Source organism: Cryptosporangium sp. NPDC051539 (assembly GCF_044454545.1).
Lineage (GTDB): Bacteria > Actinomycetota > Actinomycetes > Mycobacteriales > Cryptosporangiaceae > Cryptosporangium.
The window spans coordinates 13313-28524 of sequence record NZ_JBITDV010000022.1 but is presented as its reverse complement, the minus strand read 5'-3'; the positions used below and the strand labels follow the sequence as shown (position 1 = coordinate 28524).

Annotated in this window: 1 protein-coding gene (cut by a window edge); it reads right to left on the bottom strand. The window is 76.2% G+C overall.

Annotation, left to right across the window (positions count from 1 at the left end; genetic code table 11):
- On the bottom strand, nt 1–15212 hold the 5' portion of the coding sequence (locus ACIBZJ_RS41875; protein WP_395939183.1) for a type I polyketide synthase. Its footprint begins 13108 nt before the window's first position; only the first 15212 of its 28320 coding nucleotides appear in the window; the start codon lies at nt 15210–15212; the stop codon falls past the left edge of the window.

Below are 15212 nucleotides of genomic sequence, written 5' to 3'. Positions count from 1 at the left end.
CTGCTCTCGCCGGCCCGCAGCGACTGCCCGGCCAGGTGCAGCGCGACCAGCGACGAGGAGCAGGCCGTGTCCACCGTGACCGCCGGGCCCTCCAGCCCGAGCAGGTACGACACCCGCCCCGAGAGCACGCTGGCGATCGTGCCGGTGACCAGGTGCCCGTCCAGTTGGGCGTCGGCGGCGGCGGCCGCCTGGCCCAGGGCGGAGTAGTCCTGGTAACCCGCGCCGACGAAGGCCCCGGTGGCGGTGCCGCGCAGCCGACTGGGGTCGAGGCCAGCCCGTTCGAACGCTTCCCAGGCGGTCTGCAGCACCAGCCGCTGCTGCGGGTCCATGGCCAGCGCCTCGCGCGGCGAGATCTCGAAGAAGTCCGCGTCGAAGTCGGCCACGTCGTGCAGGAAGCCGCCCCGCGTCGAGTACGTGGTGCCCGGATGCCCCGGATCGGGGTCGTACAGCGCGGCCGCGTCCCAGCCGCGATCGGTGGGGAACTCCGAGATCGCGTCGCCCTGGTCGAGCAGCAGCTGCCAGAGGTCGTCGGCCGAACGGACGCCGCCGGGGTACCGGCAGGCCATGCCGATGATCGCGATCGGCTCGTCGGACGCGCCCGGAGCGGCGTCGGCGATCGGATCGCTCCCGGCACCGGACCCGACGAGCTCGCCGGACAGGAAACGCACGAGCGCGACCAGGTTCGGATGGTCGAAGACCAGCGTGCTGGCGAGGCTCAGGCCGGTCGCGGTCGCCAGCCGGTTACGCAGGTCGACCGCGGTGACCGAGTCGAAGCCCAGGTCACGGAACGCCCTCCGGGGCCCGATAGCGTCCGTGTCGGAGTCGGTGTGCCCGAGTACCGCGGCGACCTGGGCCCGGACCAGGTCGGTCAGCAACCGGTCCTGCTCGGACGCCGGCGCGGCCCGCAGCTGCCGGGCGAAGCCGCTGTCCGCTCCGGCCGGCTCGGCCGCCGCCGCCGCGCGGACGGCGGGGATCTCGCCGAAGAGCGGGCTCGGCCGGGCCGAGGTGTAGACCGGGTGGTAACGGTCCCAGTCGACGTCGGCCAGCGCGGTGACGGGGGCGTCGTCCGCCAGCACCCCGGCCAGACCGGCCAGGGCCTGCTCCGGAGGCATGAACCGCAGGCCGCTGCGGCGGATCTGCTCCGGGTCCACCCGTCCGGAGCGCTGGTCGTCGGCCCAGATACCCCAGCTGACGGCGGTCGCCGGGCGCCCCTCGGCGCGCCGCCGCTCGGCCAGCGCGTTGAGGTAGGCGTTGCCCGCCACGTAGGCGGCGTGCCGTCCGCTCCCCCACATCCCCGCGGTGGAGCCGTAGAGCAGGAACGTCTCGACCGGGTCGTCGCGGAGCAGCTCGTCGAGGTTGGCCGCGCCGACGGCCTTCGCCCGTAGGACGTCGGCGAACGCGGCGGGCGTCGTCTCGGCCAGCGAGTGCAGCTGGATGTTCGCCGCGGTGTGGACGATCGTGCGCAGTTCGTGCCCGTCGGCGCGGAGGCCGGCCAGGACCCCGTCCAGGGAGTCCCGGTCGGCCACGTCGCACCGGATCGCCTCGGCGTCCGCACCGAGCGCGTGGAGCTCGGCCAGCAGCTCCGGCGCTCCGGGAGCGTGGGCACCGCGCCGGCTGAGCAACACCACGCGCCGGGCACCGCGCCGCGCGAGCCAGCGGGCGAGGTGAGCCGCGAGCGCGCCGCCGCCGGTGACCAGCGCGGTGCCGCTCGGTGTCCAGTCCCGGCCGCGACGCCCGGCCACCGGCACGATCCGGCGTACGTATCGCCCGGACGTCCGGATCGCGACCTGGTCCTCGCCGGTCCGGCCGGTCAGTAGCGTGGCCAGGTGGGCCGCACCGCGCCGGTCGAGCTCGTCCGGCAGATCGACGACGCCGCCGAACCAGCGTGGGTACTCCAGCGCGGCGGTCCAGGCGATGCCGTGCAACTGCGCCTGCCCCGGATGCGTCACCCGGTCGGCCCGGCCGGTGCTCACCGCCCCGCGAGTGGCCAGCCAGAGTGCGGGCGCGGCCGGTTCGGTGGCGAGCAGCTGGATCAGTGCGACGCAAGCAGCCACGCCCAGGCTCAGCTCGGGATGCGTCCGGGTGGGACGCTCGGCCGGGCCCAGCAGCGCCAGGATGCCGGTGACGCCGTCCAGATCGCCGAGCGCGGCACGCAGCGACTCCGGCTCGACCGGCTCGGCGAGTTCGACCGTGCGGACCTCGTCCGCCGAATCCGACAGCGCCGCGCGGACGTCGGCGTCCGGGACGCCCGACGCGGTCACCAACAGCCACGTTCCGCCGAGTGCGGTACGCGTGGCGGTGGTACCCGCCGGTCGCCAGACCGCCCGGTAACGCCATCCGTCGACGGCTGACGCCAGGTCCGCGCGGTGCCGCCACGCTGCCAGCGCGGGCAGGACGGCGTCCACCGCCGCGCCGTCGAGCTCCAGCGTGCCGGCCAGACCGGCGGCGTCTCCCTGCTCGACGGCGTCCCAGAAGTCCCGGTCGGCGGTGGGACCGCCGGTGCGCCGGCCGAACGCGCGGTCGCCCTGTTCGGCCCAGAAGCGCTGCCGCTGGAAGGGGTAGGTCGGCAGCTCGACCCGGGCGCCGGGCGGCGACGCGAACACGCCGCCGCGCCAGTCGACCGGCGCGCCACGGACCCACAGCTCCGCCAGCGCCCGGCGGAACTGGGACAGGTCTCCGTGCTTGCGCCGGAGCGAGCCGGTCAGCACGGTCGGTGCCGGCTGCGCGTCGAGGGTTTCCGCGATACCGGCCCGCAGCACGGGGTGCGAGCTGACCTCGATGAACGCACCGAAGCCCGCCGCCGCCAGCGCGTCCACCGCGTCGGCGAAGCGCACCGGCCGCCGCAGGTTCGCGTACCAGTACCCGGCGTCGGCCTCGGGGCCGTCCAGCCAGTCGCCGGTGACCGTCGAGCGGAACGGGACGCGCACCGGCTCCGGCCGGACCGGGGCCAGCGCGGTGAGCAGCTCGGCCTCGATGGCCTCCACCTGCGCCGAGTGCGACGCGTAGTCCACCGCGATCCGGCGCACCTGGACGCCGCGGTCGACCAGCACGGCGGCGAGCCCGTCCAGCGCGGCCGATTCGCCGCTCACGACGACGGAGCGGGGACCGTTCACGGCGGCCAGCTCCAGCTCGTCCCCGGTTTCCGCGATCGCGGCGACGGCCTCGTCGGCCGGGAGCCCGACCGAGAGCATGCCGCCCGCACCGGCCAGCCGGGCCGCGATGATCCGGCTGCGCAGCGCGACCACCCGCGCCGCGTCCGGCAGCGTGAGCGCACCGGCGACGTGAGCGGCGGCGATCTCGCCCTGGGAGTGACCGATCACCGCGTCGGGGTGGACGCCGTGCGCGCGCCAGAGCGCGGCCAGTGCCACCGACACCGCGAACGAGGCCGGTTGGACCACGTCGACCCGGTCCAGCGAGGCCGCGCCGGGCGTGCCGCGCACGACGTCCAGCAGTGACCAGTCGAGGTGCTCGGCCAGTGCGTCCGCGCACCGGGTGAGGGCTTCGGCGAAGACCGGCGACTCGTCCAGCAGGGCGGCGCCCATGCCCACCCACTGCGCCCCTTGGCCGGGGAAGACGAACACGTACCCGCCCGTGACGTCGGCGACGCCCTGCACGACCCCGGCCCGTGCGGCGGCGCCACCGGCCGGCGTGTCGGGGCCGGTCAGCACGTCCAGACCGGTCAGCAGCCCGGAAGGATCGGAGCCGAGCACGACGGCCCGGTGGTCGAGCGCGGACCGCCCGGTGGCGAGCGCGTGCCCGACGTCGTACGGCCGCTCCGGCACGGCGCCGGCGCGCAGCCGTTCGTGCAACCGTTCGTGCAGCGCCGCGGCCTGCGCACGCAACGCGGTGGCGCTCGCCGCGGAGAGCAGCCAGACCCCGGCCGGTTCGGCCGGCTCGGACGGCTCGGCCGGCTCGGCCGTGATCGGGACCGGCGCGGGAGCGTCGGCCGCCTCGAAAATCGCGTGGGCGTTCGTACCGCTGATGCCGAACGACGAGACCGCCGCCCGGCGCGGCCGGCCCTCCACGTCCGGCCACGCCCGCGCCGCGGTCAGCAGCTCGACCGCGCCGGCCGACCAGTCCACGTGCGACGACGGCGCGCCGGCGTGCAGCGTGGCGGGCAGGACGCCGTGACGCAGCGCCAGCACCATCTTGATCACGCCGGCCACACCGGCGGCCGACTGCGTGTGCCCGAGGTTGGACTTGACCGAGCCCAGGTAGAACGGCGTCGCGCGGTTCTGCCCGTACGTGGCGAGCAGCGACTGCGCTTCGATCGGGTCGCCGAGCGGGGTACCGGTGCCGTGCGCGTCGATCGCGTCGACCTCGGCCGCGTCCAGCCCGGCCCCGGCCAGTGCCTGCTCGATCACCCGGCGCTGCGAGGGACCGTTCGGCGCGGTCAGGCCGTTGGACGCCCCGTCGGAGTTGATCGCCGAGCCACGCAGCACCGCCAGCACCGGGTGGCCGTTGCGGCGGGCGTCCGAGAGCCTCTCGACGAGCAGCAGCCCGGCACCCTCGGCCAGCCCCATGCCGTCGGCGGCGTCGGAGAACGCCTTGCACCGGCCGTCGGCAGCGAGCGCCCGCTGCCGGCTGAACGCGACGAACGACGCCGGCGAGGCCATCACGGTGACGCCTCCGGCCAGCGCCAGCGAGCACTCGCCGCCGCGGAGCGCCTGCGCGGCCAGGTGCAGCGCGACGAGCGACGACGAGCACGCGGTGTCCACCGTCACCGCCGGCCCCTCGAGGCCGAACACGTAGGCCAGCCGCCCGGACAGCACGCTGGCGATCGTGCCGGTGACCAGGTGGCCCTCGGAGTCGTCGCCGGTCGACACGTAGTCGGTGTGGCTGGAGCCGACGAACGCGCCGGTACGGCTGCCGCGCAGCGAGCGCGGGTCGAGGCCGGCCCGTTCGAACGTCTCCCAGGCCGTCTCCAGGAGCAGGCGCTGCTGCGGGTCCATCGCGAGCGCTTCCCGCGGCGCGATTCCGAACACGGTCGGGTCGAACTCCGCGACGTCGTGGAGGAAGCCGCCGTCGACGACGTAGGTGTGGCCGGCCCGGTCGGGATCCGGGTCGAACAGCCGGTCGGTGTCCCAGTCGCGGTCGGTCGGGAAACCGGTGATGCCGTCCCCTTCGTCCAGCAGCAACTGCCAGAGCTCCTCCGGCGAGCGGACGCCGCCCGGGAACCGGCAGGCCATGGCGACGATCGCGATCGGCTCGTCCGGGTCGCGTACCGGCGTGCCGACCGCGCCGCTGCCCGCGTCGGCGGCCCCGGACAGCTCGGCGGCCAGGTGGTCGGCGAGTGCCCCGGGTGCGGGGTGGTCGAAGACGACGGTCGCCGGCAGCGTCAGGCCGGTGAGCGTCGTCAGGCGTTGGCGGAACTCGACCGCGGTGAGGGAGTCGAACCCGAGGTCGCGGAAGGCACGGCGCTCCCCGATCGCGGCGACCGGGTGGCCGAGCACGGCCGCGGCCTCGGTGCGGATCAGGCCGAGCAGCTCCCGGCGGCGGCCGGCGGCGTCCCGGCCGCGTAGCCCGGCCAGGATCGCGGTGTCGGCGGGTCCGGCGGTGGTGGCGCCGCCCGCGGCGTGCAGCGCCCGGACGTCGGCCAGCCCGTCGAAGAACGGAGCCGGCCGGACCGCGGCGAACAGCGGATGGAAGCGGGCCCAGTCCACGTCCGCGACGACCTGCGTGGTCTCCCGCCGGGTGAGGACGGCGGCCAGCTCGTCGAGCGCGACCTCGGGACCGAGCAGCCCCACGCCGCGGCGGTGCAGGAAGTCGAGCATGCGCTCGTCGGCGGCGGCCATGCCGAGCTCGGCCCACGGCCCCCAGGCGACCGACGTCGCCGGGCGGCCTTCGCCCCGCCGGTGGTCGGCCAGCGCGTCCAGATAGGCGTTGGCGGCCGCGTACGCGCCCTGACCGACGCCGCCCCAGGTGCCGGCGATCGAGGAGACGAGGACGAACAGTTCGATCGGATGGTTGGCGGTCAGCGCGTCCAGGTTCGCGGCGCCGATCGCCTTGGCGGCCTGCCCGGCGGTGAACTCGGCCGGCTCCACTCCGGCCAGCGGCGTGAACGCCTCACCGACGCCGGCCGCGTGCACGATTCCGGTGAGCCGCTCGTCGTCCGGCAGCCCGGCGAGCAGCCCGGCGAGCTGTTCCCGATCGGCCACGTCACAGGCCGCGACCGTCACCCGGCTGCCGACGGCGACGAGGTCGGCTTCGAGCGCGGCGGCACCGGGGGCGTCCGGGCCGCGCCTGCTGGTGAGCACCAGGTGCGCCGCGCCGGCCGCGGCGAGCCGCCGGGCGATCGCCGCGCCCACGCCACCGGTCCCGCCGGTGACGAGCACGGTGCCGCTGACCGGCAGGTTCGGAGCGGGCTCGGCGCTGACCGGGTGGCGGTACAGGCGGCGCCCGTGCAGGCCGCCGGCCCGGATCGCGATCTGGTCCTCGACGTCCCGCCCGGCGGTCGCGACGGCAGGCCCGGCACGGCGGCCCTCGGGTCCGGCAAGGGGGCCCTCCGGTCCGGCCGGCGGCCGGGAGCGGGCGAGGATGGCGGCGAGCCTCCGGCCGAGCGACTCGGCCGCGGTGCCGACCGGTCGCGCGGGCAGGTCGACGAGCCCACCGAAGCGCTCGGGATGCTCCAGCGCCGCGACCCGGCCGAGCCCCCACACGTGCGCCTGGGCGGGGTTGGGCAGCGCCTCGCCGTCGACGGCGACCGCGCCCCGGGTCACGCACCACAGCGGCGCCTCGATCCCGGCCCGGCCCAGCGCGTGCAGCAGGGCGAGCGTCGCCGCCGCCCCGCCGTCGCCATCGACGCCGTCGAAGCCGAGCGCGGCCGTGCTCACGACCCCGGCCGGTAGCCCGTCGGACGCGGCCAGCGCCGCGGCCAGGGCCGCGTCGAACCCGGCGCGGTCCGCGGTCGGCGCGGTCACCACGCTCAGCGCGACGCCACGGTCGCGCAGCAGATCGGCGACGTCGGTGACTTCGCCTGCCCCCACCACCAGCCAGTGGCCGGTCGGTACGGTCGCCGGCGGCTCCGCGAGCGCCTCCCAGCCGACGCGGTAGCGCAGCGGGCCGCGGGCAGCGGCGGCACGACGCCGTCCGCGCCAGGTGACCAGCGCCGGGAGCAGCGCGCCCGTGTCGGGGCCGGAGAGCCCGAGCAACGCGGCGAAGCCTTCCGTGTCTCCGGCCTCCACGGCCTGCCAGAGCGCGTTGTCCGGCTCCGCCGCCGCGTCGAGGCCCAGCAGCGGACCGGCGGGGGGCCAGAACCGCTCGCGCTGGAACGCGTACGTCGGCAGGTCGAGGCGCGGAGCCGGGGGCAGCGCCGACGGCCAGTCCACCGGCACGCCGGCGACGTGCAGCCGGGCCAGTGCGGTCGCCAGCGCCTCCGGCTCGGACCGCCCGGCCCGCAGCAGCGGAACCAGGGTCGGGCCGGCGTCGTCCGGCAACGCGCCGCCGGCCGCCGGGGTGAGCACGGCGTCCGGCCCGAACTCCACGAAGACCGTGACGCCGGAGCCGTGCAGAGCCCCGACCGCGTCGGCGTAGCGCACCGTGCGGCGCACCTGCGCGACCCAGTACTCAGGGTCGGTGACGTCCCCGTTCGTGGTGCCGCCGGTGGTCACCAGCGGGATCGTCGGTTCGGCGTAGGTCAGGCCGCCGGCCACGGCCCGGAACTCGGCCAGCATCGGTTCCATCAGCGGCGAGTGGAACGCGTGCGAGACCCGGAGCCGCTTCGTCCGCCACTCCCGGTCGGCGCACTGCCGGGCGATCTCGTCCACGGCCTCGGCCGCACCGGCGACCACGACGGCGCGGGGGCCGTTCACCGCGGCGAGGGAAACGTCGTCGGTGAGCAGCGCGGAGACCTCGGCCTCGCTCGCCTCGACCGCGAGCATCGCTCCCCCGGCGGGCAGCTCCTGCATCAGCCGGGCCCGGGCCGCGACCAGCGTGCAGGCGTCCGCCGGTGAGAGCACGCCGGCCACCTGGGCCGCGGCCAGCTCGCCGATCGAGTGCCCGGCCAGCACGTCCGGGCGCAGGCCCCACGACTCCGCCAGCCGGTAGAGCGCCACTTCCAGCGCGAACAGCAGAGGCTGCGCCCAGCCGGTCCGGTCGATCAGCTCGGCGTCGGTGAGCGTCTCGCGGGTCAGCCCGAACCGGTCGAGGATGTCGTCGAACGCGGCGGCGAAGACCGGGTAGCGCTCGGCGAGCTCCAGGCCCATGGCGGGCCGCTGCGAGCCCTGACCGGTGAACAGGAACGCGACGCGGTGCCCGCGGTCGGCGACGCCCCGCACCAGCCCGGGCGCCGGCTCACCGGCGGCCAGCGCACGCAGCCCGGTCCGGATCGTGCCGGGATCGGTGGCGACGATCGCGGCGCGGTGGTCGAACGCCGTGCGGGTGGTGGCCAGCGACCGTGCCAGAGCGATCGCCGGCGGGGCCGCGTCGAGCACGGGCAGGAGCCGTTCGGCCTGGGCTCGTAGGGCCTGCTCGGACTTGGCCGCCAGCAGAACCGGCAACGGCCCGGCCTGCGCGGCGCGCGGCCCGGCCTGGGCGCGCGGCTCGGCCTGGGCTGCGGAAGGGTCGGGGCCGCTCGCGGGTGGCGGCTCGGCCGCGAGGGGTGGTTCCTCGATCACCAAGTGCGCGTTGGTGCCGCTGATGCCGAACGACGAGACCGCGGCGCGGCGCGGCCGGCCGGTGCGCGGCCACGGCCGTGCTTCGTGGAGCAGTTCGATCCGGCCGGTCTCCCATTCGACCCGGGTGGACGGCGCGTCCGCGTGCAGCGTCCGCGGCAGCCGTTCGTGCCGGAGCGCGAGGATCATCTTGATCAGCCCGGCGACGCCCGCGGCGGCCTGCGTGTGCCCCAGGTTGGACTTGACGCTGCCGAGCAGGAGCGGCCGCTCCCGGTCGGTGCCGTAGGCGCCGAGCAGCGCCTGCACCTCGATCGGATCGCCCAGCGGCGTGCCGGTGCCGTGGCCCTCCACGGCGTCCACGTCGGACGGAGCCAGGCCACCGGCCGCGAGCGCCTGCCGGATCACGCGTCGCTGGGCGGGCCCGTTCGGCGCGGTGAGGCCGTTCGAAGCACCGTCGGCGTTGATCGCCGAGCCCTTGAGGACGGCCAGGATCGGGGCGCCCCGCGCACGGGCGGTGGAAAGCCGCTCCAGCGCGACCACCCCGACGCCCTCGGACCAGCTCGCGCCGTCGGCCCCGTCGGCGTACGACTTGCACCGGCCGTCCGGCGCGAGCCCGCGCTGGCGGGAGAACTCGACGAACGCGACCGGGGTCGCCAGTACGGTCACGCCGCCGGCCAGCGCGAAGTCGCACTCCCCCGCACGCAGGGCCTGCGCCGCCAGGTGGATCGCGACCAGCGACGAGGAGCAGGCGGTGTCGACCGTGACGGCCGGTCCCTGGAGCCCGAGCGTGTAGGAGACCCGGCCACTGACGACGCTGGCCGAGGTGCCGCCGCCCCGGAAGCCCTCGAACTGGCTGCCGGTCAGCAGCAGTTCGTAGTCGTGGTACATGACGCCGGCGAAGACGCCGGTGCGGCTGCCGCGCAGCGACCGGGGATCGAGGCCGGCCCGTTCGATCGCCTCCCACGACGTTTCCAGCAGCAGCCGCTGCTGTGCGTCGGTGGCAACCGCTTCCCGGGGGCTCAAGCCGAAGAAGTCCGCGTCGAAGCCGGACGGGTCACGCAGGAAACCGCCGTGCCGGGTGATCGACGTGCCCAGATGATCCGGGTCGGGGTGGTACAGGGCCGCGGTGTCCCAGCCCCGGTCGGTCGGGAACGGGCCGATCGCGTCGACCTCGTCGGCGAGCAACCGCCAGAGGTCCTCGGGTGTCTCGACGCCGCCCGGGAAGCGGCAGCCCATTCCGACGACGACGATCGGGTCGTCGGCGGCAGCGGTCGTGACCGGTGGGTGCCCGGTCGTCTCGGCGCCGCCCGCGATCTCCCCGGCGACGAACTCGGCCAGTGCGGCCGGTGTCGGGTGGTCGAAGACCAGCGTCGCGGGCAGCGCCGTGCCGAGAGCGGCGCCGAGCCGGTCACGCAACTCGACCGCGGTGAGCGAGTCCAGCCCGAGTTCGCGGAACTCACGCAGCGGATCGACGGTCGCGGACGAGGCGTGGCCGAGCACGACCGCGACCTCGGTACGGACCAGGTCGATCAGGGCGCGGAGCCGGTCGGCGGGGGCGAGCCCGGCGAACCGGCGTGCCCCGGTGCCGCCGCGGTCCGCTGACGCGGCGGTGCGCCGGGCTCCGACGAGCAGGCGGAGCAGCGGCGGGACGTCGCGTCCGCGCAGCACGGCCAGGTCGAGCGGCACCGGAGCGATCGCCGGGACGCCGGTCTCCTGGTGCGCGGCCAGCGCGGTGTCGAACAGCGCGACACCGTGCTCCGGGCTGATCGGCGGTGTACCGGCCCGGGCCATCCGCGCCTCGGCGTTGCGGCCACCGGCGGCGAGCATGCCGGTCCCACCGGCCCACGGCCCCCAGGCCAGCGACAACGCCGGCCGGCCGGTGGCCCGGCGGTGCCGGGCCAGCGCGTCGAGGAACGCGTTGCCGGCCGCGTAGTTGGCCTGACCGGCCGCTCCGACGGTGCCGAGGATCGAGGAGAACAGCACGAGCGGCGTCGACGGCAACAGTTCGGAGAGGAGCCAGGCCGCATCGACCTTGGGCGCCAGCGCCCGGTGCAACTGCTCACCGGTGAGCGTGCCCACCGTGGCGTCGTCGAGGACGCCTGCCGCGTGCACGACGGCGGCCGGCGGGTGCTCGGCGGGGATCGCGGCGAGTACCGCCGCCAGCGCGGCCCGTTCGGTCACGTCGGCGGCGGTGATCGTCACGGTGGCGCCCAGTGCGGTCAGCTCGGCGGCCAGCCCGGACGCCCCCGGTGCGTCGGGGCCGCGGCGGCTCACGAGCATCAGGTGCCGGACGCCGCGCTCACCGGCCAGGTGCCGCGCGACGATCGCCCCGAGGCCGCCGGTGCCCCCGGTGACCAGCACCGTCCCGTCCGGGTCCCACCCCTGGCCGTGCCCACTGACGGTGCCGCCGGTGCGGTCCAGGCGATCGAGACGGTCCAGGCGGGGCACGAGGAGCGAGCCGCGCCGGACGGCGAACTGCGCTTCCCCGGACGCCAGCGCCGCCGCGACCAGCGCGGCCGGGTCGGTGTCGGTGTCGGTGTCGAGCAGGACGAACCGGCCGGGGTACTCGAGCTGGGCGGAGCGCAGCAGACCGACGGCCGCCGCCGCGGCGAGGTCGTCCACCGCGTCGCCCGGCACCGCCGCGACCGCTCCGCGCGTCCGGAGTACGAGCGTGGACGACGCGAACCGGGCGTCGGCCAGCCACGCCGCGATCAGGCCCAGCGTCCGGGCACACAGGTCGTGCGTACCGGCCACGACGTCGTCCGCGTCACCGTGCAGGGAGACGACGACGACCCCGGGCGCGTCGTCCGGCACGGCCGGAAGATCCTCGTCGGCGAGCACCAGGATCCCCGCGCCACCAGCCGTGCCGTTCCCGTCCGCCGCGCCCTCGGCCGTGGGGGGTAGCGGTTTCCAGTCGAGCGCCAGCAGCACGTCCCGGCCGGTCCGCGGGCCGGCCGCGGCCGGGCGCCCGGCCTGGACGGCCCGCAGCGCCAGCGCATCGACGGAGAGGACCGGTGCGCCCTCGGGGTCGAGCGCGAGCAGCGCGAGCCGGTCGGGGCCGGTCCTGGTCAGCCGCGCGCGCAGTGCGGTCGCACCGACGGCGTGCAGCCGCACCCCGCTGAACGCGAACGGCAACCGGCCGGTGGAGTCCGCGCCCAGGTCGGCGAGGGCACAGGCGTGGAGGGCGGCGTCGAGCAGAGCCGGGTGGAGGCCGAACGCGCCGGCGTCGGTCACCGCGGCGGGCAGGGCCACGTCGGCCAGGATTTCGTCGCCGTGGCGCCAGGCCGCCCGCAGGCCGCGGAAGGCCGGTCCGTAGTCGAGGCCGTGCTCGGCGAGCCGCGCGTACGCTCCGGTCAGGTCCAGCTCCGCGGCGTCCGGCGGCCGGTCGGTCGTCACGAACGGTGCCGGAGCGGCCCCCGTCCGCCGCAACCGGCCGGCTGCGTGCTCGACCCACGACTCGTCGGCACCGGCGTCGGCCGGGCGCGCGTGGATCCGCAGCGGATGCGCGCCGCTCGAATCGGCCGGGCCGACCCAGACCTGCACGGCGGTCGCGGCCCACTCGTCCAGGACCAGCGGGCTGGTGAGGATCAACTCGTCGATCGTGTCGCAGCCGGCCTGGTCGGCGGCGCGGACGGCGAGGTCGAGAAAACCGGCGGCGGGAAAGACCGGCACCCCGCCGAGCGCGTGGTCGGCCAGCCACGGGTGGGCGCCGAGGCTCACCCGCCCGGTGAGCAGGACGCCGTCCGCACCGGCGAGCGTGACGACCGCCCCGAGCAGCGGATGCCCGGACCCGGTGAGGCCGACCGCGGCGGGGTCGGCGACGCGGGAGAGGCCACCGGCGGGCCAGTACCGGTCGCGCCGGAACGCGTAGGTGGGCAGGTCGACGTGTGCCTCGATGGGTGGGCCGAGCAGCGCGGGCCAGTCCAGCGGCACGCCCCGCACGTGGAGCCGGGCCACTGCCGCGGCCAGAGTGTGCACCTCGTCGGCGTCCCGGCGCGCGGTCGGCACCGCCACCGCGTCGCTCCCCGCACCCCCGGGTGTCAGGGTGCCGCCGGGAGTCAGCGCGCCGCCGGGAGTCAGGGTGCCGAGTGTCTCGAGGACCGCCGGGGTGAGCGCCGCGTCCGGGCCGACTTCGAGGAACACCCGCACCCCGCCGCGGTGCAGCGCGGTGACCGCGTCCGCGAAGCGGACCGGCGAGCGCACCTGTCGAACCCAGTAACCGGGATCGCACCACAGTTCCGGCCCGGCCGGTTGCCCGGTCACCGTCGAGTGGAGCGGCAGGGCGGGCGGGGCGTAGCGGACCGATTCGGCGACCCGCCGGAACTCCTCGAGCATCGGCTCCATCAGCGGCGAGTGGAACGCGTGCGAGACGTCGAGCCGGCGAGTACGGACGCCGAGCTGATCGGCGATCGCGAACACCGCCGCCTCGGCCCCGGAGAGCACGACGGAGCCGGGAGCGTTGACGGCCGCGATCTGCACCTCGTGCTCGTGCCCGGCGAGCAGTGGCGCCACCTGCTCCTCGCCGGCCTGCACCGCGACCATCGCGCCACCGGCCGGCAGGCTCTGCATCAGCCGCCCCCGCGCCTCGACCAACCGGCACGCGTCGGGCAGGGACCACACCCCGGCGAGGTAGGCCGCGGTCAGCTCACCGATCGAGTGACCGGCGAGCACGGCGGGCGTGACGCCCCAGGACCGGACGAGCCGGAACAGCGCGACCTCGACGGCGAAGAGCAGCGGCTGCGCCCACTCGGTCCGTCCGATCAGCTCCGGGTCGGCCCAGGCCTCCCTGGCTCCGCCGACGTGGTCGAGGACCTCGTCGAAGGCAGCGGCGAACACCGGGTACCGCGCGCTCAGCGCCCGGCCCATGCCGACGTGCTGCGCCCCTTGCCCGGTGAACAGCACCGCCAGCTTCCCGCCCCCGGTTCGCCCGGTCACCACGGTCGGGGTGCTGCCGGCGTCCGGCGGCGGCGCGTCCGCGGCCAGGGCGGACAGGCCGCTGCGCAGGCCGGTCCGGTCGGCGGCGAGCACGACCGCGCGGTGCTCGAAGTGGGTGCGGCCGGCCACCAGCGCGGCGGCCAGGCCGGCCGGCTCGGGCAGCGGCTCGGCGTCGAGATGCGAGGCGAGCCGTCCGGCCTGCGCCCGGAGCGCCTCGGGCGTCCGGCCGGAGACCGGCACCGGCACCGGGCCGACGCCCGCCGACACGGCGCCGGGCACGGGCGACACGGCGCCGGGCACCGGCAGATCGGGCATCGGCGGCTCTTCGAGGATCACGTGCGCGTTGGTCCCGCTGATGCCGAAGGACGACACCGCGGCCCGTCGCGTCGCCCCGCCGGCCGGCCAGGCGCACGCCTCGGTCAGCAGCGAGACCGCGCCCCCGCTCCAGTCCACCTTCGACGTGCCCTGACCGACGTGGAGCGTCCGGGGAAGCAGCTGGTGCCGCAGCGCCATGACCATCTTGATGACGCCGGCCACACCGGCCGCCGCCTGGGAGTGCCCGAGGTTGGACTTCACCGAGCCGAGGTGGAGCGGGCGCCGCGGGTCGCGGTCGCGTCCGTAGGTGGCCAGCAGCGCCTCGGCCTCGAGCGGGTCGCCCAGCGGCGTCCCGGTGCCGTGCCCCTCCACGGCGTCGACGTCGCCGGGCGTCAGGAGCGCGTTGTCCAGGGCCTGGCCGATCACCCGCTGCTGGGACGGCCCGCTGGGTGCGGTGATGCCGTTGGAGGCGCCGTCCTGGTTGACCGCCGAGCCACGCACGAGCGCCAGCACGGGATGACCGTTGCGCTCGGCGTCGGCCAGTCGTTCCAGTACCAGGATGCCGCAGCCCTCCGACCAGCCGACCCCGTCGGCGTCGTCGGCGAACGACCGGCAGCGGCCGTCGGACGCGAGCCCGCCCTGGCGGCCGAACTCCCGGAACGTGTCCGGGGTGGACATCACGGTCACGCCGCCGACCAGCGAGAGCGAGCTCTCCCCGGCGCGCAGCGACTGCACCGCCAGGTGCATGGCCACCAGCGAGGACGAGCACGCGGTGTCGATCGTGACGGCTGGGCCGATCAGGCCGAGCGTGTACGAGATCCGCCCGGAGAGGATGCTGTTGGCGTTGCCGGTGAGGCCGAAGCCGTCGAAGTCGGCCGGAAGCTGGTCGCGGTAGTCCGGAGACATCGCGCCGACGAACACCCCGGTGCGGCTGCCGCGCAGCGACCGCGGCTCGATGCCTGCCCGTTCCAGGGCCTCCCAGGAGTTCTCCAGGACCAGCCGCTGCTGCGGATCCATGCCGAGGGCTTCGCGCGGCGAGATGTCGAAGAATCCGGCGTCGAATCCGGCCGGGTCGGTGAGGAAGTGACCGCGCACCGCGTCCGGCCCGCCGAAGGCCGCCAGGTCCCAGCCGCGGTCGGCCGGAGCCGGACCGGCGGTGTCCCGGCCGTCGCGGACGAGTTCCCAGAGGTCGTCGGCGGAGTTGACGCCGCCCGGATAGCGGCAGGCCATGCCGACGACGGCGATCGGGTGCCGGTCCCGGTCCTCCAGCTCGCGTACCCGTCGTCGCGTGTTGACGAGATCGGACGTCGCCCGCTTCAAGTAGTCGCGCAACTTCGCTTCGTTGTCCAT